The following is a 24493-nucleotide window of genomic DNA, read 5'->3' on the forward strand; positions in this document are numbered from 1 at the left end:
CGAGCTGCCCCCACCCTCGCGGACAGCCCGATGCTAATCCAACGGGCCGGGGCCGTCCAGGGGCGCGGGTCCGGCCCTCGCGATCGGCTCAGAATCGGGGCCGGGTGGCAATCCATCCCATGGAGGCCACCGCGACGACCGCCAGGATCACGGCCGCCAGGCCGATCGACCACGACCCGACCGCCAGGCCCGTCGTCGCGAGCACGGCCGAGAGGACCAAGAGCGGTCGCCAGGGCCGGAATCGGAGACCCTGTCCCAGGATCGCCATCAGGATCCGCCAGCCGTCGCGGAATGCGTGGAGCTTGCTCGTCGTCCCGGCGATCCTCGGATGGTACGAGACCGGGACCTCAACCACCCGGAGCCGCCTCGCGACCGCCTGGCCGGACAGCTCGGCCTCGATCTCGAAGCCCGAGGAACGGGGCTCGACGACCCGGAGGAACTCGCGGCTGAAGACCCGATAGCCCGAGAGCAGGTCTCGCGTACCCGGCCCGATCAGGACCCGGAAGGCCCAGCCGATCAGGAGGTTGCCCAGGCCCCGGACCGGGCTCATCGCCCCGAGTTCGGCGACCGGCCGGCGGGCACCGACCACCATCTCGGCCCGGCCTTCCAGGACCGGGGCCAGCAGGGCGGGGGCGGCGTCGGCGGGATAGGTCCCGTCGCCGTCGACGAGGATCACGGCGTCGCGGTCGGCCAGGTCTTCGAAGATCGCCCGGACGGCGTGCCCCTTGCCGGGCTCGCGGACCTCGACGACGCGGACGCCCAGACGCCGGGCGATCGCGCCGGTCCCGTCGTTCGAGTTATTGTCGAAGACGACGATCTCGGCCTCGGGCAACGCCTCCCGCCACGCCTCGACCACGGCCTCGACCGCCGCGGCCTCGTTGTAGCACGGGATCGCCACGGCGATCGTCGCCCTCTCGGCGAATGTCGGCACGATGTCGGTCCGAGTCCCCTCCGGCAATCCGCCCCGGCCCTCGAGATCGGGCCACGAACCCAGTATAACCCGCGAACCGGGCGGAGGCGGGCCGATACCATCGATCCTCAAGGCGATCCACTCCAGGCTCGTTCCACAAGGGCCGGTTCGGGATGAGCGGGCGAGAACCGGCTCGTGATGGCGTCGGTGAACGGGACCGCGAGCGATCTCCCATCGCTCAGGAGAATCCTGTGCCAGTATCGAGGAGGGGCGGGCATCTCAGGATCGTCGACCTCACCATCAACATCCACTTCATCGTACAGCCAGTGAACCCGCTCCGGAGAATTCGGCCAGGGCCCCCGGAAGGGCCTCTGGACGACCTCATCCCATAACAGATAGTCAATATGAATGATCGTCTCCCCGTCCTTCAGGCAGATCGTCGCGGCCGGGGGAGGCGAGGCGGGATCGGCACGGGGGTCGCACTTGTCGACTCGCAGCGCAATCAGTTCGGCGTCGTGCAGGCAGAGCTGTTCGGCCAGCTCGCAGACCCTCGGAGGCATCGATCCGCGTGACAGATCCAGCGACGCCCGATAGGCCCGGATCGAGTCCTCCCAGGCTTGGTCGGCGAGATCGGCCTCTCGATCGTCGGACGAGTTGAACCGCAGGTAAAGCTCCGGCGTGAAGAACTTCATCACGGGATCAGAGGGCTCGCCGGTTCGGCGTCTCATAGAAGGTATGCCCCGATGGTGGCCTCGGGTCGGGTTGATAGTGGGGCAGGGACCTCGGTCCCGCATTGGCATGAGGCGGGCAACGTTTGGCGGTCCCGTTCGCGTTCATTTCGATTGTACGGGCAAGGGAGCGATTTGCCGATAGGTCGTGCCCGCAGACCACGACATCACGGCCTGATCTCCTGAAGGCCTCAGCCTCCTCCTTCGTCACGAGGAAGCCCTTCATGACCGACCCATCGGGCCCCAGGGTCGCCTCGTAAATGACAGGCGCACTGGTCGAAGACTCAGCCGACAATGACTACTCCCTCGTCCGAACCTCGAGGCGACACGGGACGGGCCACCGGGCCCGCCCCGCCTCGCGGATTGCCTTCGAAGCTCAGCGGCCCGAGACCTTGGCCCCTTCCGACGATCGGAACTCCAGTGGCTTGCCCGCCACGAAGGTCGTCACGATTCCGGCCCCGGTGCCCCCGGGGACCTTGAGGACCAGCTCGTGATCCCCCTTGGTGAGCTTCACCGCGACGCTCCGGGGCTGGTCATTGCTGGCAGCGGGGACGCTCAGCTCCTTGCCGTCGAGCCAGGCCTTGAGGTCGGCCGAGGTGTCGAGGACCAGCTTCGCTTCCAGGTCCTCGGGGGCGAGGACCGGGGCGTACAGGTAGGCGGACTTCGACGAATCGACGCCCGAGGTGACGGACAGATCCGCGAACCCTTCGGCGTTGGCGTCCAGCCGCCGCCAGGCGGGCTTTCCATTGCCGACCCCGGTCGATTTTGGCGTGATCGGCCCATCTTCGCCCGCGATCGGGCCGACGGCCTGGTACTGGCCGATGATGCTCACCGGCTCGTTGAGGGTGGACAGGAAGGCCACGAGGTCGACCAGCTCGGCGTCGGTCATCGCCTCGGCCAGCCCTTCGGGCATCAGCGAGACCTCGGTGATCTTGCGATCCTCGACGTCGGCCGGGCGGATCGTCAGGCGCTTGCCGTCGGCGGTCTTCAGGACGATCCGGTCGGGGGCCTCCTCGACCACCAGGCCGGTCAGGACCCGACCGTCGGCCAGGGCCAGGACGTTGGTCTTGTAGTTGTAGCCGATCGCCGCGTTGGGGAAGACGATCGAGCGGAGCAGCTCCTCGTGGCCGTACTTGGTCCCGATCGTCGAGAGGTCGGGGCCGACCCACTGCCCCTGGCCCTGGACCCGGTGGCAGGTGGCGCAGGCGTTGGACGAGCTGGCCTTGGCGAAGACCGCCCTACCTTTATTGGCGTCGCCGTCCCGCTTGGCCCGGCCGACCAGCTCGCGGATCGGGGGCAGGGGGCGTCCCGAGGCGGTCTTGGGCAGGGGCAGGAGCCGGTCGGCCTCGGACCGGACCCGGCCGTCGGGATCGTTGTGGGCGATCGAGGTCGCCTCGCTCTTGAGGTCCTCGGGAAGCTTCCCTTCCTTGATTAGTTCGAAGACCTTCCCGGTCCCGCCATTCTTGGGCCGGGCGTAGACCCGGAGGGCCTCTCGGCGGAGCCCCAGCGGGTAGTCATCGCCGCCGATCATCGCCAGGAGTCGGGGGTTGGCGTCGCCGGATTCGGCGAGGGCTCGGACGGCGGCCTCGCCGATCGGGGTCGAGCCGCCTTTCTTGGCCTCGGCGATCAGGCCGTCGACGAACTCGGCGGTCCCCTGGGGGCGGACCCGGCCCACGGCCTCGACCGCCGCCATCCGGACCGCTTCGGGGGCCTGGGTATCCCGGGCGAAGCCCATCAGGGTCGGCCCGTATCGGCCGTCGAAGCTGGCCACCGCCAGGTCGATGCCCGCGATCCTCAAGGCGGGGTCGGCCAGGCTCGACTCGACCAGGCGGATCACCTGGGCGTTCCCCCGGGCGTCTCGCCAGGGCCCGCCCAGCTTCCGGCCCAGGGCCGACATCAGGGCGGCCTTCCGGGCCGGGTCGACCGCCTGGAGGGCCTGCTCGGCCATGACCACCCCGGCCTCCTTGTCGGGGACCTGCATGATCGCGTCGTCGAAGGCCTGCTGAAGCTCGGGGGCGGCCAGGCTCGGGGCGACCTTCCGGAGGGCCGGCAGGACCTCGGGCCGGTGGATTCGCCAGGCCAGGCCGATCGTCTTGCTCAGGGGGTTGGCGGGAAGCTCCGGCGTCCCGAGCGAGATATACGCCTCGTTCCGGTCGGCCGGGAAGTACGGCGGGACCGCAACCTGCCCGTCCTGGCCGGCCTGCTCCAGATTCAGGTCGCCGAACAGCGAGCCGTCGAACAGCTCGGACAGGAACGGCGACTCGCGATCCTGGAGGGCCAGGCCGAGGGCTTCCAGATACCAGCGGTCCTTCCCATCCCACGAGGCGGCCAGGGCCTTCAGGGCCCCTTCGGCCTGCGCGGTGGGGACCCAGCGGAGGGCCAGGATCAGCTCGCGACGGACGCCCGCGTCGGGGTCGTCCGACATCGGCAGGAGTTCCTTGAGGTGGGCCATCGCGGCGGGCGGCTTCTGGGCCTCGGGCTTGGTGAAGACCACGTTGCCGACCCGGCTGATGTCCCGCCCGAGGATCCGGACGGCCTGCTCGCGGATGGCGGGGTCGCCGTCCTTGAGCGCGGCGATCGCGACGGAATCCCCCTCGATCGCATGGCGGACCCAGAGGGCGCGGGCCCGCTCGATCGGCGAACCCTTGGCGAACAGTTCCGCGAGCGCGGGCCTGGCCTCGGCCCCTCGCCCGATCAGGGAGCGGCGGGCGGCGTCCTGAGCGGCGACGACCGGCGACTTGAGCTGCTCGATCAGGCCGGGGATCGTGGCGAAGTCGGGTTTAGGAGGGGCGTACTTGTGCCCCTTGGGGGCGACCCGGAAGACCCGGCCGGTATCCTGATCGCGGAAGGCATGGCCGCCGACGCCGGCGTCGTACCAGTCGGCCACGAAGATCGAACCATCGGGCGCGGCGGTCATGTCGACCGGGCGGAACCAGGGGTCATCGCTGCCCAGGAGGACCTTGTAATCGGTCCGGAAGCTCGCCCCGTGGCGTTCGATCGGGAAGAAGTTGATCTGGCGGGTCCCGGCCTCGGCCTCGAACAGCCCGTTCTTGTAGAGACCCGGCAGGAGGTCCCCTTCATAGGTCATGATCCCGCAGGGGCTCCCGTTGCCGGTCCCGACCAGCTTGGGGACGTTCCCGGGGACTTCCTCGCCCCAGTGCCGGGGGCTCCCCGGGGTCCGGTAGCCGTACGAGCCGCCGTCCATCACCCAGATCACCCGGGAGCCGCGATTGCCGTCGTCGTCGTTGTCGGAGGTGAAGTTGTTGCCGAAGGCGTTGACGGTGGTCTCGTAGTTATTCCGCTGGCGATCGGCCAGGATTTCGAACTCGGTCCCGTCGCGGTTGACCCGGAGGGTGTTGGCCAGCTCCGACGAGCTGACGTGCCGGCCCGACTGATCCATCACGTCGAAGTTCCGGGCGTTGTGCGACCCGTCCTTCGCCTCGAACGAGCAGCAGCCGTCGCCGTGGGTGAAGTAGAGCTTGCCGTCCAGGCCGAGGGTCATCCCGTGGACCCCGTGGTCGCTGTCGACCCCGCCGAAGCCGGTCAGGAGGACCGACCGCTTGTCGGCCTTGTCGTCGCCGTCGGTATCCTCGAAGACCAGGATGTCGGGGCTGTTGCCGATGTAGACCCGGGCCCCCTTGTACTTGCCGTCCTTGCCGTAGACCTCTTCGACGGCCAGGCCCATCGGGATCGGGAAGATCTTGTCGGCGAAGACGGTGACCTTGTCGGCCTTGCCGTCGCCGTCGGTGTCTTCGAGGATCTTGATCCGGTCCGCTTCCTCGATCCGGGGCTTGGGCCGGTGGGTCAGTCGGTAGTTCAGCCCCTCGGTGACCCAGACCCTCCCGCGCGAGTCGACGTCCATGTTGGTCGGGTTGACGACCATCGGCTCGGAGGCGAAGAGGGTGGCCTCCAGCCCCTCGGCCGGCTTGAGCATCGCGGCCGACTTCTCGGCGCTCACCTGGGCCATCAAGGCCGGGGTCCAGCAGAGCGCGGACAGGGCCAGGGTCGCCCCGAGGGCGATCCCCCGGCGGGCCGGGAACGGGAGAGGCGGCATCATCGGACTCCTGACTCTGGGGGTGTGATTCGTGCCGGACCCTCGGCGGTGGGGCGGGTCGGCCGCGTCGGATAGCTCGGGGAACCCCACGCGGCCCGCCTCCAGGCCCGATCGACCCCGACCATCTTCCCGCGCCCGAGAGGCCCCGTCCAGGGTCCCGGTGCCTCGACTAATGGCTTCGTTCCGACCCCGACAATGGCTTCGTTCCGGCCGCATCGAGTGGCTTCGTTCCGGACCATCTCCCCCGGATCCCTGGGCCTGCTCTGTATCCCTCTCCCCCGGGAGAGGGTTGGGGTGAGGGTCCCCCACTCAGTCTTCAGGGTCCGACAATCCCATTCCACAACCTCTTTCCTAATTAAATGTTCGAGATTTCCCCGACCTAACCATTGGCTTCGTTTCGACCGAGAGAATGGCTTCGTTTCGATCGCGTCAATGGCTTCGATCGGCAGCATCGAGTGGCTTCGTTTCGACCGAGAGAGTGGCTTCGTTTCGAGGTATCACCTTGTACTTCGGAGTATCTCCGACTCCCTCTCCTCCTGGGAGAGGGTTGGGGTGAGGGTCCCCCGAACGGCCTCCGATCTCCGACGAATCGAAGGTCGAACCGCAGGCGGGGTCAAGACCTTGCTTCTCGTTCACTATCGAGACATACGTCCCCGCCCCAGCACACTCTTTTCCAAACCCCGCCTGGCGACCGGACTTCACGCGGGCGTGTGGCCGGGGTCTACGGTTCGCCGTAACCCCGGCTCATTGGCGACATTTTGGCTCACAGACCGAGGGTGACAGAGTACCGTGGCCCCCGGCCACCTGCACCGCTCTCAATCATGACCGAAGCTCAGAATCTCAGGAACTCGCCCGCTTCCGGGTCAGGCGCGAGGCCAGGGGGATGAGGCCGGTCCCGACCAGGCCGAGCCACCAGCTTGACGGCTCCGGGACGGAGGCCAGGTGGATCACCCCGACCCCGTCGAGGTCGAATCCGCTCGACCCGGACGGAGTCTTGAATGGGTCGTTGATCAGGTGGCCCTGCGAGTCGCGGCTCCCGAAATTGGGGTCGATCGAGCCGACCACGTCGGTGATCCGGACCTGGATCACGTGATTGATGTCGAGCAGCGGCGACATCCCGGCGAGGTCTGCCAGGTCGAATCCCGTCCCGAATCCGGCGACGTACTTGCCGGCCAGGTTGTGGAGGTTCCTGGCGTCGAGCGGGCTGAAGCCGCCGACCTGGGTCTCCGTTTGCGTGAGCGAGATCGACGGGAATCGGAAGAAGTTCACCCCGTCCGAGGAGACGTCGACGAAGGCGAGTTCGAGGAAGGCCAGGCCGGGCCCGCCGAAGCGGAAGCCGTTCTCGAACACCGCGAAGTCGGCCCCGGCGCCGTTGCCGATCCCCCCGTCGAACCCCAGCGTGATCGACCCCGCGTCGCCGAGCGAGACCAGTCCGTTGGTGTTGCCGATGACGCTCCCGAGCGCATTCGACGGCGAGCCGTAGGAGACGCGTGGGCCGGACGGGTTGGTGATGTCCTGCAAGCCCGGGTCGAACGAGACCACCGACGAGGCCCAGTCCACGAAGAGGTCGCTGGTCCCGGGGATGGCCAGCGAGCCCGGCAGGCCCGCCTGCGGGTCGAAGTCGGCCCTCGCCGGCGCCGCGAAGCCCAGGGCAACCAGGACGATGGCCAGCGAAGCAGTCCCTCGACGAGCCTTCCGGTGGAAGGAGGCCAGGCCGAGGAGGCCCGCCGCGGTCAGGGCGAGGCTCGCGGGTTCCGGGACGGCGACCGCGTTCGTGCGGAGCTGGATGTCGTCGACGGCGAAGTAGGCGGGCGTGTTCATCCCGAAAAGCCCGACGTCCGAGGACGAGAGGTTGAAGTGGAGCTGGGCGGCCCCGCTCAGCGAAGAGAGGTCCAGGAACGCCCAGTCCTTGACGATGTAGTCGAGCGTGTTGTCGGCGAAGCGGTAGTCGGCCAGGTAGAAGTCGACCGAGTTCGCCAGGGCGTGGCCCAGGGCATCGGTCCCGTACGCGGTCAGCTTGAAGTAGTCCGGGTCGTCTCCCGTCGCCCCGCCGAACTTCCTGGCGAAGCTATCCCCCCGGAGCATCGAGAGGGCGGCATAGGTCGTGTTCGTCACGTACATCCCCTCGATGGCGGTCCCGGAGGGCAGCGAGTTGGTCGGCAGCTCCATTAATTGGGCCGGGTCGGTCGGGTCGAAGGGGTTCGGGTCGAGGAAGTTGGGCTCAACATCGGCATACCCGAACGCCACCCCGTAGTTGTCCGCCCCCGGCCCGTGCCCGGTCCCCGCGTAGGCGCTGAACTCATTCAGGTACCCGGGCGTGGTGGTGTCGGAGGTGTTGGAATAGGCGAATCCGCTCCAATTGCCGTAGGTCAGGTCGTACCGGTTGCCGAAGACGGCCCCGTGGCTCGCGAAGCTGCCATCCCGCTGGGGGCCGTAAGGGCCCGAGACGATCGGGCCGCCCGAATTCTGGCCGTATTCGGACGATTGGGGCGCGAGCGTCAGGTCGTCGAAGTCGACGACAACGTCGGCCCGGCCGGGACGGATCCCGGCCGAGGAAAGGACGATCGCCAGGGAGGCGATGCGCAGGGCGCGGGGGAACATCGGAGTCATGGACAACTTCCTCTCGGATCGGAGAAGGCGCGCGGACCCGGCCGGGAATTCGGGCGACGGATCGACCGCCGCGAGTCCCGTGAACTCAAGAAACCGTGTTCAACCCCGGATCAGAGCCATCCGACGCGGGCACGTCGAGGGGACGCTCCCCGGCCCGGTCGAGCCGGACTGGCGAGGTCACGCGAGGCGGGTTTCGTGGCGAGATCGGTCATGGCGCAGAACTTCCTGCCGGGCCGGGCATGGGGGAGCGACTCCGGCCCCGATCGGCCGAGCGTACCCGGTGCAGACGATCTGCGTGGACGTACGCCCGGATGCTCGTGGCCGGAGCATCGAACAGCGACTCGACGGGCAGGTCTTCTGGCTCTCGGCTCGTAACAGACCCCGGACCGCCTTCCCGCCTCGCGGCAGTGGCCTGGTTGCGTCCGGGGGCCTGGCCGATCACAGCGGCGGCCCCGCGACGGATTCGCACCGTCTTCCCTATTCTCCCCCGGCCCGTTTCCGGATTCGGGGGCACCTGTCGAGTGGACCAATCATGCCGAGGGGAGACCTCGGTGTCAATGGACTGAATATTGGCAAGTTCGGAGCGGAGAGCCCGGTCGTGGGGGACGTGAGAGCGAGCCGCCGGCAGAGCACGCCTCAGCGGGCATGCGGGGAGACGCGGTCGCCCCGCCGGATCGAAGTCGATAGCCCGTTCCGGGTCCCCAGCAACTGGCCGACGGCCCGATCATACCCCAGCTCGACCACGCGGACTCTGCCCTTCGGGGCCGAACGATCCGCCTCCCGCCAGACGAATACCTCGTCACCCAGCGTCAGACCATCGTCGGATCCGACCGTCAACTCGACCCGCCCCCTTGGCCAGTCCACACGGTCGACGTACCCCTCTACCTGAGGCCGAGGGCACCACGTATCGTACCGCTGGTCGGTCGAGTCGAAGGGAAGGGGAAGCGCGATGATCAATATCGCCAAGATCGCGACGGCGATCATCCATCGGCTTATCGTGATCCGAGGCAGCCGCATCGCCCGATCCTCGGTCTGGGAGGCAGAGGCCTTCGCTACTCGGTAACCCCGGCGCCTCGGCGACATCATTATTTCACAGATCGGGGTTGCGTAGTACCGTAGACTCCGGCCATACGCCCGCTGCACGGAAATTAGCCTGGCTTTCGCCCGTCGACCTGCACCAGGATACAATTGTCCATCTCGTGCAAGGACAAAGCTCCGCCCTCTTCTTCCCAGTACTCGCCCGCCCGCATCCGAACGACTTTGCCGGCCACGGACAGCAGCACCTCGGCAATGTCGCCCTCGCCGTCAATCACGATGTGGACATCCAGGATTTCGCCCGAAGGAAGCTCGGGGAGTACCCTGTCCCTGAAGATGCTCGCCGGGTCCTCGGGCAAGCCCGGCGACAGCGGGGGTAGCCCATCATCGCGGTATAAGCCGAACTGATCGTAGCTCTGATAATTGGAAATCCTTGCCGTCTCGTCCCCGATCAGGTCCAACTCGATCTGCACTAACTGGAGCTCGGGGGCAGATCCGTGTTCCCACTGTGGGAGGCCATCCGCACCCACTTCTAGGAACGCCATATCACACCCGATCCATCGCCGGACGAAGCGTCCTCGCAGGGTGGTTATCAATTCGACCTGCTGGCGAATCCACGGCGCTGACCTTTGGTGATGGTCCTTCCGAGCATCCATCTCGAATCGGCTCCATGTTGCCCGAAATTGGGCGGGTGGCCTCAGCGATCCAGCGGCGTGCATTCGAGGTGAAAGTCGGCGGCCGCGCCGGATCGGTTCTCGATGATGAACCAGGCCGCGCCCCTGGGGACCTTGACCTCGCCCGCGTAGCTCGGGCCCTTGACCTGGATATCCAGCAGAAGGTCCTTCTTGCTCATGCCCTTGCCGTTCTGCTTCATGAGGGCCTGGTAGGACCGGTCGGCGAGCAGGAGGATCGAGAACGGGCCTTCGCCCTCGACCTTGATCGACAACGTGCCTGCCTTCGTCGGGGCGATCTGGCAATTCCACTCCTTGCCGGTCGGGATCTGCCGCTTCTGGTCGACCAGGGGCTTGCCGGGCTCATCGGCCCCGACCTCCGCAATGCCGGGGGCGGCTTCGCCCTGACTCCGGTAGGTCTGCGCCGCGGCCTCCAGATCCTCGATCGACCCGGCGTTGCCGACTCCCATGAGGACGACGGGTGTGCCGGCCTCGGCCGTCGCGTAGACGAAGCCGAGATCCATGCCGGGCAGTTGCGGCTGCGGGTCCATCCGATAACGCACGCGGACGAACGGGCGACCACCGAGGCTTCCCCGCTCGGGCTTGGCGAGTTGAAGCCCCTTCGTGCGGGCCTTCAATGCCCCCAACGACGAATCCATCACATCGTCGGGCGTACGCTTCAGGGGCTGGGCCGCCGGCCGGACCACGATCAACGCACCCGACCCTTCCTTGCCCCAGGTGTATCGAGACTCGGTCGCCTCGCGCTTCACGCGATGCTCCCACCCCTTGGGCGGGCGGAGGCTCCAACCTTCAACCTTGGCCTCGGGGCCGAGCCTCGCCAGTCGGGCCGGAGTCGGCTGCCAATCGGTGGCCCGGTCCTGGGCGAGTACTGCGGGGGAGGCCTCGACGGCGAGACAGAAGAGCGCGACGGGCATGATCGACCGCATGGGGGGGCTCCGATCCTTCCTCAGCTCCGACGATCGCCGAACCGGGCCGCCCGGGATCGGATCCCGATTATGATCCTCGCGGGATCCGGCGAAGTCCAGGGTGCCGGGAGCCAAACTCACACGGCCGTGCTGGGGCGGCACCCGGATCGATTCCTGCTCACGAGACGCGAGTGCCTGGGGTGCTTTTGCGCGGGTGTCACCGGAGGACTCGGGGGCATTCGCAACATTCGGGCCTCATCGCCGAATCTGGCATCTGATCCCGAAATCCCGGACCAGTCCCTCTCGGTTGTCGCTCCTACCCCGATGGGCCACGGGGCGGCGATTGGTATGCGATCTGCTCAAGGCGATCCAGGGTCCGTCGTCGAATCCATGCCGGACAGGACCCGCCACCGATCAGCACTCAGGTCGATCGAGGGCGGGTCAAGACGGGGCCGGGGCCCAAGGAATGGGCCCCGCCCCGTCCTTACTGGTCCTGGGTTCCTGGCGATCGACCGTCTATAATGGGGCTGGAGTAGGCCGGGATCGCCCGGCGGTGATATCTCGCCGAGGAGATGACGAGGGAGGCGATTGGCGATGTCGAGCCGGAGCTCGGTCGGTGCCCATGTTCTGACGGCGGTGGTGACGCTGGCCCTGATGTCCGCCTGGCTCGGCGCCCGGGACCTCCTGAAGCGGACCGTCCCGGCCATCCCGCCCGCCCGACAACTGGCCGCCGCGCCGACCGCCGAGTTCGTGCCCGCTCCCCCGCCGGAACCGATCCCCGAGGAGATCCTCAAGGCCGCCGACGCCGACGAGCAGATCAACATCCGGGTCTACGCCAACGCCAACCGAAGCGTGGTCAATATCACCACCGCCGCCACCTCGGTCGGACTCTTCGGCGACGAGACCACCTCCGGCGGGTCGGGCTCGGGGTTCGTGATCGACCAGCAAGGGCACATCCTGACCAACTATCACGTCGTCGAGGGGGCCGACACCGTCCGTGTGGCGCTCTCCGACGGCTCGACCCACGAGTCGACAATCGTCGGGACCGACGCCTCCAACGACGTGGCGGTCCTGAAGGTCGACGTCCCGGCCGAGAGGCTCTCGCCGATGGTCCTGGGCGACTCGTCCCGGCTCCTGGTCGGCCAGAAGGTCCTGGCGCTGGGCAACCCGTTCGGGCTGGAGCGGACCCTGACCACCGGGATCATCAGCAGCCTGGACCGCTCGATCAAGGCCAAGAACGGCCGGACGATCAAGGGGATCATCCAGACCGACGCGGCGATCAACCCGGGGAACTCGGGCGGGCCGCTGTTGAATTCGCGGGGCGAGGTGATCGGGATGAACACGGCGATCCTCAGCCAGGTCGGGCAGTCGGCGGGGATCAGCTTCACGGTCCCGATCAACGCGATCAAGCGGATCCTCAAGCCCCTGATCGAGGAGGGGCACGTCACCCGCGCCGATCTCGGGCTGGCCAGGGTGTTCCGGACGCCGGAGGGCCTGCTCGTGCTGGACCTCGCCGAAGGGGGACCGGCCGCGCAGGCGGGGCTCCGACCGATCCAGTTCCGCCGGTTCCGCCAGGGCTACCGGGTCATCACCCGGCCCGACCCCGAGTCGGCCGACCTGATCGTCTCGATCGACGGCAAGCCGGTGAAGACCTATGAAGACTTGCTGACCGAGGTCGAGTCGCGGAACCCCGGCGACGACGTGGTGATCTCGGTGATCCGCGAAGGCCGAGAGGTCGACGTCCCGGTCACCCTGGGCCGGACGTCCTGAAGGCATCGCGGCCCGGCGCCCGCGAAAATCGTGAGCGAAAGGCCGGGCGGGCCCTCGAATCTGGGCTCGCTTTGAAAGGCCCATGGAGCCGCGACCATCGCGTCGGGCCAGCCGACCAGCCCCGGCAGCATCGAGAATGGGGATCACCCGTTGACACTGGATTCTCGGATTAACTATAAACTACAGACTACGGATTGCACTTCTGTTACGAGGGTATCACGGCCAGCTCAGGGTCGCTTAATACCTCCCCCCCCCGGACTGATTCATGTTTTCCTGCAAGATCGGCGGAATTTCCGCCCGACCCCGCCGAATCGACCCGCGATGCGGCCTCTCTGGATTGGTCATCGGCCTGCCTCTCCTGTGCGTCTCCTGGGGCTGTTCGACGGATGCGAACCCGCCCGCCGTCGCCCCGTCGGCGGAGGCCCCCCCCGCCGCATCGGAATCCGGCAAGAAGCCCGGACCCCGGCCGAAACCGTCGGCCCCCGGCTCGTCCGACTACGAAGATAAGCCCGGCGGGCGCGCCCGGGGCCGCTGATCCCCCCGGACATCCTTTCCCGAGCCTTCGGGCTCCCATGTCCTCGATCCTTCCCCGGCGCATCATCGACGGGGACGGCGCACTCTCCCTGCGTCGCGGTTTTATCCATTTCTTTCGACAACAAAAGGGAGCAGCAATGACCAGTCCACGACAAAGTCGCTCGACCTCGCGAGGTTTCACGCTGATCGAATTGCTGGTGGTGATCGCGATCATCGCGGTCCTGATCGCCTTGCTCCTGCCGGCCGTCCAGGCCGCTCGCGAGGCCGCCCGCCGGATGCAATGCACCAACAACCTGAAGCAGCTGGCCCTGGCCTCGGCCAACTACGAGTCGACCAACACCACCTTCCCCCCGGGCACCTACACGGCGATCCGCGAGAACGGGATGCTGACCCGAGATGGCGTGAGCACGCTGGTCCGCCTGATGCCGTACGTCGAGGGGAATGCCTCGTTCAACGCGGCGAATTTCTACTGGTCGTACACCAGTTGGTCCAACGTCACCATGGCCGGGATCGGCAACTCGGTCCTCTGGTGCCCCAGCGACGCCGCGATCAGCAACGGCCAGGCGCTCGACCCGACCTATGCGATGACCGGGGGCAGCTTCCGGCAGCATTTCACCAGCTACAGTGGAATCCAGGGCATCTGGGGGCTGGCGATCCGCAACACCAACGCCACCTATGCCCAGCGGGTCGCCAACCAGAACGGCGTGATCTTCGCCCACTCGAACACCCCGATCTCGCAGATCACCGACGGGACCAGCAATACCCTCCTCTTCGGCGAGAAGGCCCACGACCGGATGCTGGCCTCGGCCCCGTATTATCACTGGTGGAATTCGGGCTATTACGCCGACAGCCTGATCGAGGCCTATTTCCCTCCCAACGGCCAGGTCAAATACAAGACCCTCTACTCCAACACCAACACGGACCTGGAAGAGACCTGGGCGATGATTTCCGGGAGCTATCACCCCGGCGGGGCCAACTTCGCCTTCTGCGACGGCTCGGTCCGATTCCTCAAGGACACGATCGAGTCGCAGCCGGTGGACGCCTCCGGGAACGCGCCGGGGATCGTCTACGACAGCACGAACCGGATTTACAACATCACGGTCCCGAACAAGATCGGCGTGTTCCAGAAGCTCGCGACCAAGAACTTCGGCGAGGTCATCAGCGCCGACGCGTATTGATCGCTCGGACACCCTCCCCCGACCGGGGGAGGCGTCAATCCTCGGGCCGCCGGGCCGCCGGGGTCGGCAGGCCGGCGGCGGGGTAGGTCCCGTGGTCCCCCTGGCTGAAGGTCTCGAACCGCGGGGGCTGGCCGTCGCGACCGGGCTCGCAGGCGACCACGTAGGACCGGCCCAGGACGCTCCACCGGTCGTTTTCGAGGACGAAGGCGGTCCCCTCGTCGATCCCGATCCCGATCAGGCCGGGCCGGTCGGCCAGGACGCCGAGCAGGCGGTTCAGTCGGCTCCGCTTCAGGAAATGCTGGTCGACGACCGCATTGGTGACGAAGCCGAAGCCGGGGCCGACCTCGGCCACCGGGTTCCCCCCCTCGATCATCACCCCAGACATCACCGCCGCCCCGGCGGAAGTCCCCCCGATCACCCCCCCTCGGGCGAGCAAGGCCCGGAGTTCCCGATCGACCGACGTGCCTCGATAGGCCGCGATCAGGCGGGTCTGATCCCCCCCGCCGAGCCAGACGGCCGAGGCCTCGGCGATCGGGCGGGCGAAGGCGGGGTCGTCGGCCTTCTCGCGCGATCGGGTGTGCAGCAGGCCCAGCCCGGCCGGTCGGTACTTCCGCCAGGGCTTGAGGAAGCTCTCCCGCTCCGCCTCGACGTCGGCATCGGCGCTCGCCGTCGGGATGACCACGATCTTCGACGCCTCCCCCCCGGCCAGGGCGACGAACTTGTCCCGGACCTCGTCCGGCATCCCTCCGCCTCCGACGATCACCAGGGAGCCGAGGACGGGGCCCTCATCGGCGGTCGAGATCGACGGGAAGGCGGCCAAGGCGAGGCAGAAGAACGCTGACTTCCAAGAGGCACGCATGAAGATCTCTCGCGGTGGACCCGGGAACGATCGAGGTTCCCCTCGATGGCCTGTTCCCATCATCCCAGATGAGTGTGCTTCATCAAAGTTGATTGCCGGCAACGTTTCACCGAATCGCGCAAGATACCAAACAAACGTGCGATTCATTCGTTATAATCTCGAGAGTTGACCAACGAAGTGCGTGGGCCAACCGCCACCGACGAGCCATCCCCGGGAGTCTGAGATGGTCGGACTCTTCGCCTGCCCGGAGTGCGGCCTCGAATTGGAACTGCAAGGACTCTCGCCCGGTCGGGAAGTCCAGTGCGAGGGGTGCTCGACCTGGGTTGAGGTCCCCTTCCTGCCCAGGAAGCCGGGACCGAAGCGGGGCCATCGACCGCGTCGACGCCCGGCCTGGAAGTCGAAGACCCTCCGCGCCGCGGTCCTCTTCGCGTCGATCACGCTGCTGGGACTGGCCGGCGTCTCGGTGGTCGGCGGGCGGGTCCGCTCGGGGCATGAGGTGGTCCTGGCCGAGCTGATCGCCTCGGCCGACGCCGCCGAATCAGCCGGGCGATTCGGCCGAGCGTTCATCGAGATCGAAGGGGCGGTGGCCCGGGCTCGCAAGGTCGATCGGTCCACATCCGACCGTCTCGCCGGGCTGATCGTCCGTCGCGACCGGATCTCGATCCTGGATGTCCGAGCCAGGCTGGCGGCCGTCGATGGGCTCGAGCCGGACCGGGCCGTCGGCGAATCGCTCACGCTCTCCGACCGGGCCCGTTCCGACCCGGCGCTCGATTCCCTGGCCGGGCCGATCCGGGCGAAGCTCGACGAGTCGCGCCTCCGGCAAGCCAAGGCCGACCTCGAGGCCGCCCGCCGGGCCTTCGACCAGGGCAAGGCCGCCGAGGCATTCGCCGCGGCCGATCGGATGCATGGCCGGGCCGATCTCCTCCCCAGCCCGGAGGCCCAACGGCATCGCGATCAGGCCCGCGCCCTGCTCGAATCGGTCGTGGCCCGTCATGGGGTCGCGATCGGGCCCGTGGAAGGTAAGTTCGTCGCGGGGTCACCCGGCACTTACACCGAGATCATGGATCGCCTCTGGGCCGAGTCGCTCGGCCCCCGAGGCTATCTCCCCCAGCCCCGAGAATCTCCCTGGCGCGCCCTGTGGGACGAGAAGGCTCCGGGCCGCGCGATCGCTCGGGTGGCCGAGACCCAGGACCACTATTACCTCCAGTCGGTCAACCGGACCACCCAGATTGACGGTTCCCTGGAGATGAGCTGGCCGGGACGACCGACCTGGTCGAACCGGGTGGTCTCCCGGACTCGAATTCCCCTGCCTAACCTGCCGGCCTACCTGGCGGGACACCTGGCGACCGCCGGCCGACACAATCCCGAGACCGAACGCCGGCTCCACGACGACGCGCAGGAACTGTTCGTCGAACTGGCCTCGCGAGCCCTCCGCGGGATCCCCGGCCTGAGGCCTTGATGGTCGCGCGGGAGAATTCCCGCTCGATCACCGATCCCAGATGTCGGATCTCAGGAGCCTGACGCCCCGTCGCCCGGACCGGTCGGGAGGGCCTCTTCGGGCTTCACCTTGGGGCGGGGCGGATCGGCCCGCTTCACCGCGCATTGCGGATGGATGCCCGCCGTCGAGTAGACGATCTCATGGCAGACCGGGCAGCGAGCCCGGGTCGAGGTCGCCTTGAGGGGCGTGTGATAATATTTGAAATTCATGAAGTCGACCTCAGCGAGGAGTGGGCCGGCCTGGAACGCGGGGCGGGCTCGCCCGGTCCAGCTCAGCCCGAAGGGCACATCATCCCGACCGGCGGCTCAGGAGATCCGGGCCTTCCGGGCCTTCGACCGCGACGGCAGGGGCGTCCATTGTCCGAGCGGCTCCCACGAGACCCGGAACAGGGACAGGCCGGTCGAGGGGTCGGTCGACTCGAGATCGGTGACGTCGGTGAGCAGGACGCGGACCGAGTCCCCTCCCATCACGAATCGGGGTTCCTGCCCCGAGGTGGAGAGGGCCAGGGCGAACAGGATCGAATCGCCGGCGACGGGCTCCGTACCGTGGGCGAGCGGGAGGACGGCGTTCGAGGTCAGGCCTCGTTCGACCTCCGAGATCCGTTGTTCGTCGGCCGGGTAGCTATTCATGCGAAAGTTCCCGGGTCGGAGGGTTTCGGGGCGGCCCGTCGCGAGCGAACGTCGCGACGTGACCCGGCCGGACGACCTGAAGAGGAGGAGGCCCGTCGGGACGGGCCTTCCGATTGGACATCGATCCGGACGATCAATAGCGACCGCCACCGCCGCCGCCATATCCTCCGCCACCGCCGTATCCACCGCCGCCGCCATATCCGCCGCCGCCGCCGCTCCGGCCGCCGCCATATCCGCCTCCGCCGCCGCTCCGAGGCTCGCGGGGCTTGGCTTCGTTGACCGTCAACCTCCGGCCGTCGTGCTCCTGGCCGTCGAGACCCTGGATGGCCGCCTGGGCTTCGTCATCCGAGGTCATCTCGACGAACCCGAACCCCTTGGATCGGTTTGTGTCGCGGTCGATGATGATCTGGGCGCTCTGCACCGTGCCGAACTGGGAGAACAGGGCTTCCAGGTCGGTCTCATTCATCTGGTAGGTCAGATTGCCCACGTACAGCTTCTTGGCCACGATCGCGCTCCGGAACGGACGAGAGACGACCCTCGGTTGGACTTTCAGGGTCGAGAAGAAAGGGACTTCCGCTGAAGCCCGGCGGGAGGAAAGGCGAAGGAGGCGAGCTTGTCCCGGCTCGGGGAGAACCGAGGATGGCCCCAACTCGATCGTCGAACCTGACCGAAGCCTCATTGTATCAGGCCCGGGAGGCGATCGGGAAGCAATTTCCCGGGGACGGTTTCGGGTTTTCGGATTTGTTGATATCCGGAGATGTCTCGACGTGGTTTCGATCCAGGATCAGGAGCGGCCGACGGTGTCGTTGACGGCGCGTTGGAGGCTCTCGCCGAGTCCCTTCTGGCGGATCGCCTCGATATCGCCCCGGCAGGCGAAGAGGGCATCGATGACCCGTGGGTCCCACTGGACCCCGGACCCTTTCCGGAGGATCTCGTCGATGGCCAGGGGGGTCAGTCGCCGACGGTAGGGGCGGGTGCTCGACATGGCATCGAAGCCATCGGCGGCGGCCAGGATCCGGGCGGCCAGCGGGATCGCTTCGCCGGCCAGTCCGGCCGGGTAGCCCGAGCCGTCGAAGTGTTCGTGGTGGTGGGCCACGCCGGGCAGGAGGTGGCTGAGCTTCTTGAGGTCTTCGAGGATGCGGACGCCGATCTCGACGTGCGACTGGATCTCCCGATATTCCTCGGGCGTGAGCGGGCCGCACTTCTTGAGCACTCCGTCGCCGATGCCGATCTTGCCGACGTCGTGGAGCAGTCCCATCAGGTAGAGGTCGCCCCGCTGGTTCATCGAGAGGCCCAGCTGCTCGCCCAGGCGGACCGCGATCCGCGCCACTCGCTCGGAGTGGCCCGAGGTATACGGGTCCTTCGCGTCGATGGCCGCGGTCAGGGCCCGGATCACGCCGAAGAGCAGCTCCTTGAGTTCGCCATACAGCCGACCGTTGGTCCGCTGGGTGCCGATGAGCGAGGCCACCGGCTGGATCAGCTCGACCTCGGTCGCGGCGAAGTGGCGACCATCGGTCGGGTTGACGGCGATCACCCAACCGTCGGGAGCCCGGACGTCGGCGGCCACGGCCACGACCTTCCGGGAGGACGAGAGGCCATCGGCGTCCGGGCCGTTGTCCAGGTAGATCCCGTTGTGGGCGTGGGTCGGGGCCAGCCCGCGGAAGTCGCGAGGGGCCATCCCTCGGACCTCGCCGACGACCACGGTCGCCTCGCCGGGCTGGGCGGGGACCCACGCGACCGCCGCCACGCCCAGGGCCGATCGGAGCGCATTCAGGGCCAGTTCCTGGAACCGCTCGGGCGGGTCGGAGATCCGGAGCCGGCGGATCAATCGGGCGGTCAACAGGCGATCGGCACCCTCGCCCCTCAGCACCGAAGGTGTGGCGGGCGATCGGGAGAAGACCTCGCCCCGGAGGCCGTCGGCCACCGCCTGGCCCCAGGCCTTGAGGGCCCGCTCGGGGCAGGGGGGGCCCCAGCCCTGCTGGGGCTCGGACTCGGCGGCGAATCCGACCAGCGCCACCAGATCGCCCGACTGGCGGGGGACGGGCAAGCAGAGCCAGATCGGGCCGGAGTCGCGGGCCGGCCGCCAGGTCGCCACCCTGCCGTGCCAGAGAAGCCCCGAGGCCAGGACCGCCGTCAGGCTGGCGTCTCCGCCCGGGAATTCGTCGACCTCGCGCCCCTGGCGGACCCGCCAGACCAGGGTCACGGGGTCGAGCAGCCCGATGGGGGCCATGAACTCCCGGGCCAGTCGCCGGGCCAGGGCCGTCTCGGAGGAGACCGTCGAAGACTCCTTCGACCGATCCGAGGAGGGTACATCTATTGCTCTGATGCTGGATCCATTCATCGGCGTCCCTGGACCTCGCAAAGGGCGATCCGCTCGCGCCCATCCCGGATGGACCTGTCTCGGACAACCCTAGGTCACCATCCTCGGGCTGGCAAGCGGCGATCCCGGGGCCTTCCGCTTGGACAGCACGCCGGCGCGGACCTATAAGAATCGGGATGCGGCGGGCGCCCCGCTCGATCGAATTGCCGCCGGATTCTCGATGGATCTCATCCACCGGGCCGCGGCCCGCTGTCCGACTCGAGTCCGCCCCGATCGAGGACTTCACCTTGAGCCAATCCGACCTGTTCCTGGGCTGGAATCTCGGCCCATCCGACCCGAAGCCGGGCGACCTCTCCGACCGGACGCTGAGCTTTCGGGCGGCGAGGCAGGCCGGCTTCGGCGACACGACCCGGCCGGTCCCCCCGGCGGGGCCGCCCTCGGCCGGCAGGTCGGATCGCCCGGAGGATCCGGCTCGCGAGTGGGCGGGGATCGGCCTCCCCCTGGAGACGGTCGGGGGGGCCGCGCCGAACCCACCCGATGCCCCGATCGCGTTCCCTCGATGCGGCGAGGGGATCGGCGGCTACCGACTGGTCTCGGAATTGGGGCGGGGAGCCTTCGGTCGGGTCTACCTCGCCGAGGAATCGGGGCTGGGCAATCGGGCCGTGGCGCTGAAGGTCACGCGGCCCGAAGGGGACGAGCCCCGGCTCCTGGCCCGGCTCCAGCACACCCACATCGTCCCGATCCACTCGGTCCAGGACGACCCGGAGACCGGCCTCCGGCTGCTGTGCATGCCGTACTTCGGCGGAGCCAACCTGGCGCAGGTCCTCGAGGCGGCCGGGGCCGAGCTTCCCGCGGAGGCGACCGGCCGGAGCCTGCTGGAGGCGCTCGACATCGTCGGCAAGCCGGCGCAGAGCGAGGCCGCCCGGCCCGCCTCGATCCTCCGCCGATCGACCGGCGAACTCGCGAGATCGGGCCTGGTCCCCGGGCCGGCTCGCGGCTCGTCCCGGCCGCTGGAGTCGCTCCTGGCCAGGATCCCCTGGTGGTCGCGTTCGATCTCCTCGCCCCCGGTGCCGTTCGACGAGCGAGACCCGGTCGAACCGGCCCGCCGCTACCTCCGCGAACAGAGCTTCGTCCGGGCCTCGGCATGGATCGCGGCCCGACTGGCCGAAGGGCTCGAACATGCCCACTCTCGGGGGCTCCTCCACCGCGACCTGAAGCCCTCGAACATCCTGATCGCCGCCGACGGCACCCCGATGCTCCTCGACTTCAACCTCGCCGCCGACTCCATCGGGCCGGGCGAGGGGGACCGCGCGATGCTGGGCGGCACCCTGCCTTACATGGCTCCCGAGCACCTCGACGCCTTCAACCCCAGGGGCTCGACCCCGCCGGAGGCCGTCGACGAGCGATCCGACCTTTACGCCCTGGGCCTGATCCTCTTCGAGATGGTCGCCGGCCGTCACGCGTTCCGCGAGCACCCGTCCCAGCGGCCCCTGCTCGAGGTGGTCCGGGAGATGACCGAGGAACGCCGAGGCCCGGCCCCCTCGGCCCGGGCGATCAACCGCGAGGTCCCGCCGGGCCTCGATGCGATCATCCGGAAATGCCTCGACCCCGAGCCGGACCGACGCTACCGACGGGCCGGCGAGCTGGCCGAGGACCTCCGCCGGTTCCTCGACGATCGCCCCCTGAAGTACACGCCCGAGCCGAGCCTCGGCGAGGTCCTGGCCAAGTGGGCCAGGCGGAATCCCAAGGTCACCAGCGGATCGTCGGTGGCCCTCGTCTCGCTCGTCCTGATCTCCCTGCTGATCGGCGGGACCTGGACCGTGGCCCACCACCTCCGCCAGGTCTCGGCCAGGTTCCGTTATCGGGTCTTCGAGCCGAAATTCCACGAATGCCAGTTCCTGCTGAACACCGCCGGAGGTCCCGTCGAGAATCTCGACCAGGGTCTCAGGCTGGCGAAGTCGACGATCCAGCAGGCCGACCTCGAAGACTGGTTCAAGCGGGGGAACAGGTCCTGGCTGGGGGCCCTGGCCCCGATAGAACGCGACGAGGCCCGTCGCGACCTGGCCGAGCTGTTCCTGCTGGTGGCCCAGGCCCGGGTCTTCCAGGCCGAACGGACGAAGTCGGAGCAGATCCGCCGGAAGGCCCTGGAGTCGGGGATCGCCCGGCTCGACCTGGCCGAGAAGCTCGACCCGAATCCACCCCGTGCCCTGTTCGAAGAGCGATCCCGCTACCATTCGGCACTGGGGCAGGCGGACGAGGCCTCGAAGGACCGGGCCCGGGCCGCGGCCACCGAGCTGAGGACCGGTCGCGACTTCTACCTGCTGGGGACCAATGCCCTGGCCCACGGTCACCCGGACCGGGCCGAGCCGGCCTTGCTCAGGGCCATCAGCCGCGACGACCGCCCGTTCTGGGCCTGGTTTGCGCTGGGACTCTGCCACTACGATCAAGGGAGGTTCGCCGAGAGCGCCGGAGACTTCGCGGTCTGCACGGTGATCGCGCCTAAATTCGCCTGGCCCTGGATGAACCGGGGGCTCGCCCTGGCCCGGGCCGGGCGGCTGGTCGAGGCCCTGGAGGCCCACAACCGAGCCCTGGTGATCGACGGCAAGTGCGTCGAGGCCCTGGTCAATCGAGGGCTGACACTCCTGGAGCTGGGCAACACCCAGGCCGCCATCGACGACCTGGAGAAGGCGATCGGGCTCGGGGCGGGCGCCCCCCCGATCCGAGCGGCCCTGGCCGAGGCCCTGGCCCGGTCGGGGCGCGCCGACGAGGGACTCGAACTGCTCGACCGGCTGATCACCGCCGACCCCGATGTCCCGCTCTTCCGGGTCACCCGGGGCACGATCCGACTCTCGATCGATCCGAATGGGGCCGAGGCCGACTTCCGCCACGTCCTCTTGCTCGAATATCGCCACGCCGGGGCCCACCTCGGCCTGGCCCGCCTGTTTCGGGCAGACCCTCGATCCGCGATCCCCCACCTGGACATCGCCGTGGAAAGTCCATCCACCCGGCTCGACGCCCTGGAACTCCGCGCCCTCCTCCGGGCCAGGCTGGGCGACCTTCTCGCGATCGAGGACGTGGACCGGCTGATCCCGTCGCCTACACGGCATCGCCTGTACAACGCGGCCTGTGCCCTGGCCCTCCTCCACGAAAAACGCCCCGACCCGACCCTGGCTCAACGAGCCCTGAAGCTCCTCCAGAGGGCCCTCGAATCCGGCTTCCCCCTCGACGAACTTCGCGACGACCCCGACCTCGCATCGATCCGGACCGAGCCGGGTTTCCCCGACCTCATCGGGCCGAATGCCGCCCCCTCCAGGAAACCCTGAGCGGCCTGCTCGCGGGATCACCCGCCGCTTACGATCGGCGGATCGTCGGGGCTGACCCGGCGACCATCCGCCCTGCGCCGGTACGCGATCAGGGCCGCCAGTCCGGCCCCCGAAGTATCGATCAGGACGTCGGTCCAGGTTCCCCCCCGGCCGGGGACGAAGGTCTGATGATACTCGTCGGAGGCGGCGAAGAGGACGCAGAACGAGAAGGCCAGGAGGACGTCGACCCGACGACGCGAACCCGCGAAGAAGTCGAGGAATTTGCATATGAAAACGAAAAGGATGGCGTACTCGGCGGCGTGCCAACCCTTGACGATGGCGAACCAGCCGATACCCCAGAAGATGGTGAACTGCCGGAAGGACTCGCGATCGGGCAGGAGATTCGAGGCGATCCAGGCGAAGAACTGATGCGGCAGGATCACCGTGCTGGATGACCCGAAGATCAGGCCGCACCAGACGACCGCGACGAACATCGAGGCCCACCCGGCTTTCGTCGACATCCCGGCCTCGGGCGAGGGAAAGGCGGACCACCACCGGTATGAGGATGGACCGGCCGGCATCATCCCCCAAGCGACGCGGCCGGGCAACCATCCTCCACCATCGCTTCGGGCTCAGAGGTCGGGCAACTGCCAGTCGATCGGGGCCTGGCCCAGGCGCTCAAGGGCCTGGTTGATGGCGGAGAAGGGGCGGCTCCCGAAGAACTTGGCGGCCGAGAGCGGCGATGGATGCGCGGCGGTCAGGACCGGGTCCTTCGAGGGATCGATCAGCTTGGCCTTCTTCTGGGCATAGGCCCCCCAAAACACGAAGACGACGGGATCGGGGCGGTCGGCCAGGGCCCGGATCGCGGCGTCGGTGAAAGTCTCCCAGCCCTGGTCCTTGTGCGAGTTGGCCTGATGAGCCCGGACCGTCAGGACGGCGTTGAGCAGCAGGATTCCCTGGCTGGCCCAGGGGACGAGGTTGCCGTTATTGGGGATCTTGCAACCGAGGTCGGCATTCAATTCCTTGAAGATGTTCTTCAGCGACGGCGGGGTCTTGATCCCCGGCCTGACCGAGAAGCAAAGCCCGTGGGCCTGATCGTCATCGTGGTAGGGATCCTGCCCCAGGATGAGCACCTTGACCTTCTCGAACGGGGCGAGCTTGAAGGCGTTGAAGACGTCCTCCTCGGGCGGGAAGACCTTGTGCTCGGCACGCTCCCGAGCGAGGAACGACCGGAGCTGGAGAAAGTAGGGTTTCTCGAACTCATCGGCCAGCGCGGCTTGCCACGATTCGGGGAGCTGGTCGGGGCTCATGGATCTCTCACCTGAAAGCTCGCCAACGATCCGGTCGGCGACGGGGCAAGGCCGAAACTCGATCCCCGGAGGCATCCGCCGGGCGATCACCCGGGATCGACCACCCGGGTGAGCATATCCGAAGTCGGCGGGAGGTCCCAGGCTCGGGCGTCATCCAAA

At 68.1% G+C, this 24493-nt stretch carries 18 protein-coding genes and 1 riboswitch; of the genes, 4 read left to right on the plus strand and 14 right to left on the minus strand.

Translation table 11 applies throughout. The annotated features are described in order from the left end of the window. Nucleotides 1-88: 88 nt before the first annotated feature. From P12x_RS27765 to P12x_RS27795, 7 genes are all read right to left on the minus strand, one after another. Complete coding sequence (locus P12x_RS27765) at nucleotides 89-958, minus strand: glycosyltransferase (protein WP_435008309.1); 870 nt, start codon at nucleotides 956-958, stop codon at nucleotides 89-91. An 80-nt stretch (nucleotides 959-1038) separates the two neighbouring features. Further along, entirely contained in the window at nucleotides 1039-1638 is a 600-nt protein-coding gene (locus P12x_RS27770) for a hypothetical protein (protein WP_435008311.1), read from the minus strand. Nucleotides 1639-2014: 376 nt separating this feature from the next. After that, nucleotides 2015-5695, minus strand: a complete 3681-nt coding sequence (locus P12x_RS27775) for a PVC-type heme-binding CxxCH protein (protein ID WP_435008313.1) — start codon at nucleotides 5693-5695, stop codon at nucleotides 2015-2017. Between the two features lie 837 nt (nucleotides 5696-6532). Continuing rightward, entirely contained in the window at nucleotides 6533-8302 is a 1770-nt protein-coding gene (locus P12x_RS27780) for a DUF4465 domain-containing protein (protein ID WP_435008315.1), read from the minus strand. A gap of 330 nt (nucleotides 8303-8632) precedes the next feature. After that, nucleotides 8633-8835, minus strand: a riboswitch (cobalamin riboswitch). 103 nt (nucleotides 8836-8938) lie between these two features. Then, entirely contained in the window at nucleotides 8939-9319 is a 381-nt protein-coding gene (locus P12x_RS27785) for a hypothetical protein (RefSeq protein ID WP_435008317.1), read from the minus strand. 131 nt (nucleotides 9320-9450) lie between these two features. Further along, the gene (locus P12x_RS27790; RefSeq protein ID WP_435008319.1) at nucleotides 9451-9993 is read right to left on the minus strand and encodes a hypothetical protein; all 543 of its coding nucleotides are present in this window, start codon (nucleotides 9991-9993) and stop codon (nucleotides 9451-9453) included. A 41-nt stretch (nucleotides 9994-10034) separates the two neighbouring features. Next, nucleotides 10035-10955: a hypothetical protein gene (locus tag P12x_RS27795; protein WP_435008321.1), complete on the minus strand. Its 921-nt coding sequence runs from the start codon at nucleotides 10953-10955 to the stop codon at nucleotides 10035-10037. A gap of 573 nt (nucleotides 10956-11528) precedes the next feature. On the opposite strand from P12x_RS27795, the gene P12x_RS27800 reads away from it, so the two are divergent. Further along, entirely contained in the window at nucleotides 11529-12704 is a 1176-nt protein-coding gene (locus tag P12x_RS27800) for a S1C family serine protease (protein WP_435008323.1), read from the plus strand. 671 nt (nucleotides 12705-13375) lie between these two features. Beyond that, nucleotides 13376-14416 (plus strand): DUF1559 domain-containing protein, encoded by a 1041-nt coding sequence (locus P12x_RS27805; protein WP_435008325.1) that lies wholly within the window; start codon nucleotides 13376-13378, stop codon nucleotides 14414-14416. Nucleotides 14417-14450: 34 nt separating this feature from the next. Here the strand turns inward: P12x_RS27805 and P12x_RS27810 are convergent, their stop codons facing one another. Beyond that, on the minus strand, nucleotides 14451-15275 hold the full coding sequence (locus P12x_RS27810) for a cyanophycinase (RefSeq protein ID WP_435008327.1): 825 nt from the start codon (nucleotides 15273-15275) through the stop codon (nucleotides 14451-14453). 223 nt (nucleotides 15276-15498) lie between these two features. On the opposite strand from P12x_RS27810, the gene P12x_RS27815 reads away from it, so the two are divergent. Then, nucleotides 15499-16734 carry a hypothetical protein gene (locus P12x_RS27815; protein ID WP_435008328.1) on the plus strand — a complete coding sequence of 412 codons (1236 nt, stop codon included), beginning with the start codon at nucleotides 15499-15501 and terminating at the stop codon, nucleotides 16732-16734. 50 nt (nucleotides 16735-16784) lie between these two features. Here P12x_RS27815 and P12x_RS27820 read toward each other — a convergent pair whose 3' ends face one another. The 4 genes from P12x_RS27820 to P12x_RS27835 all read right to left on the minus strand — a co-directional run bounded on the left by P12x_RS27820 (nucleotide 16785) and on the right by P12x_RS27835 (nucleotide 19743). Next, nucleotides 16785-16982 (minus strand): hypothetical protein, encoded by a 198-nt coding sequence (locus P12x_RS27820; RefSeq protein WP_435008330.1) that lies wholly within the window; start codon nucleotides 16980-16982, stop codon nucleotides 16785-16787. A 96-nt stretch (nucleotides 16983-17078) separates the two neighbouring features. Beyond that, nucleotides 17079-17402, minus strand: coding sequence for a hypothetical protein (locus tag P12x_RS27825; RefSeq protein WP_435008331.1), 324 nt, complete (start codon nucleotides 17400-17402; stop codon nucleotides 17079-17081). A 133-nt stretch (nucleotides 17403-17535) separates the two neighbouring features. After that, a complete protein-coding gene (locus tag P12x_RS27830) occupies nucleotides 17536-17907 on the minus strand; it encodes an RNA recognition motif domain-containing protein (RefSeq protein WP_435008332.1) in 372 nt (123 codons plus the stop codon). A 279-nt stretch (nucleotides 17908-18186) separates the two neighbouring features. Continuing rightward, nucleotides 18187-19743: an HD-GYP domain-containing protein gene (locus P12x_RS27835; protein WP_435008334.1), complete on the minus strand. Its 1557-nt coding sequence runs from the start codon at nucleotides 19741-19743 to the stop codon at nucleotides 18187-18189. Nucleotides 19744-20009: 266 nt separating this feature from the next. Between P12x_RS27835 and P12x_RS27840 the strand changes: the two genes are divergently transcribed. Further along, nucleotides 20010-23045 carry a protein kinase domain-containing protein gene (locus P12x_RS27840; RefSeq protein ID WP_435008335.1) on the plus strand — a complete coding sequence of 1012 codons (3036 nt, stop codon included), beginning with the start codon at nucleotides 20010-20012 and terminating at the stop codon, nucleotides 23043-23045. 17 nt (nucleotides 23046-23062) lie between these two features. Here the strand turns inward: P12x_RS27840 and P12x_RS27845 are convergent, their stop codons facing one another. Together P12x_RS27845 and P12x_RS27850 are read right to left on the minus strand one after the other, a co-directional pair. Continuing rightward, nucleotides 23063-23545 carry a VanZ family protein gene (locus P12x_RS27845; RefSeq protein ID WP_435008337.1) on the minus strand — a complete coding sequence of 161 codons (483 nt, stop codon included), beginning with the start codon at nucleotides 23543-23545 and terminating at the stop codon, nucleotides 23063-23065. Nucleotides 23546-23656: 111 nt separating this feature from the next. Beyond that, nucleotides 23657-24334, minus strand: coding sequence for a uracil-DNA glycosylase (locus tag P12x_RS27850; RefSeq protein WP_435008339.1), 678 nt, complete (start codon nucleotides 24332-24334; stop codon nucleotides 23657-23659). Nucleotides 24335-24493 lie beyond the last annotated feature (159 nt).

The sequence above is a fragment of the Tundrisphaera lichenicola genome, from assembly GCF_051175385.1.
Lineage (GTDB): Bacteria > Planctomycetota > Planctomycetia > Isosphaerales > Isosphaeraceae > Tundrisphaera > Tundrisphaera lichenicola.

Bases quoted from the DNA above. Each gene is read 5' to 3' on its own strand.
- P12x_RS27850 (WP_435008339.1), bottom strand. From the start codon at position 24,334: ATGAGCCCCGACCAGCTCCCCGAATCGTGGCAAGCCGCGCTGGCCGAT.
- P12x_RS27790 (WP_435008319.1), bottom strand. From the start codon at position 9,993: ATGGATGCTCGGAAGGACCATCACCAAAGGTCAGCGCCGTGGATTCGC.
- P12x_RS27800 (WP_435008323.1), top strand. From the start codon at position 11,529: ATGTCGAGCCGGAGCTCGGTCGGTGCCCATGTTCTGACGGCGGTGGTG.
- P12x_RS27810 (WP_435008327.1), bottom strand. From the start codon at position 15,275: ATGCGTGCCTCTTGGAAGTCAGCGTTCTTCTGCCTCGCCTTGGCCGCC.
- P12x_RS27835 (WP_435008334.1), bottom strand. From the start codon at position 19,743: ATGAATGGATCCAGCATCAGAGCAATAGATGTACCCTCCTCGGATCGG.
- P12x_RS27825 (WP_435008331.1), bottom strand. From the start codon at position 17,402: ATGAATAGCTACCCGGCCGACGAACAACGGATCTCGGAGGTCGAACGA.
- P12x_RS27780 (WP_435008315.1), bottom strand. From the start codon at position 8,302: ATGACTCCGATGTTCCCCCGCGCCCTGCGCATCGCCTCCCTGGCGATC.
- P12x_RS27805 (WP_435008325.1), top strand. From the start codon at position 13,376: ATGACCAGTCCACGACAAAGTCGCTCGACCTCGCGAGGTTTCACGCTG.
- P12x_RS27785 (WP_435008317.1), bottom strand. From the start codon at position 9,319: ATGCGGCTGCCTCGGATCACGATAAGCCGATGGATGATCGCCGTCGCG.
- P12x_RS27770 (WP_435008311.1), bottom strand. From the start codon at position 1,638: ATGAGACGCCGAACCGGCGAGCCCTCTGATCCCGTGATGAAGTTCTTC.
- P12x_RS27815 (WP_435008328.1), top strand. From the start codon at position 15,499: ATGGTCGGACTCTTCGCCTGCCCGGAGTGCGGCCTCGAATTGGAACTG.
- P12x_RS27775 (WP_435008313.1), bottom strand. From the start codon at position 5,695: ATGATGCCGCCTCTCCCGTTCCCGGCCCGCCGGGGGATCGCCCTCGGG.
- P12x_RS27820 (WP_435008330.1), bottom strand. From the start codon at position 16,982: ATGAATTTCAAATATTATCACACGCCCCTCAAGGCGACCTCGACCCGG.
- P12x_RS27795 (WP_435008321.1), bottom strand. From the start codon at position 10,955: ATGCGGTCGATCATGCCCGTCGCGCTCTTCTGTCTCGCCGTCGAGGCC.
- P12x_RS27845 (WP_435008337.1), bottom strand. From the start codon at position 23,545: ATGTCGACGAAAGCCGGGTGGGCCTCGATGTTCGTCGCGGTCGTCTGG.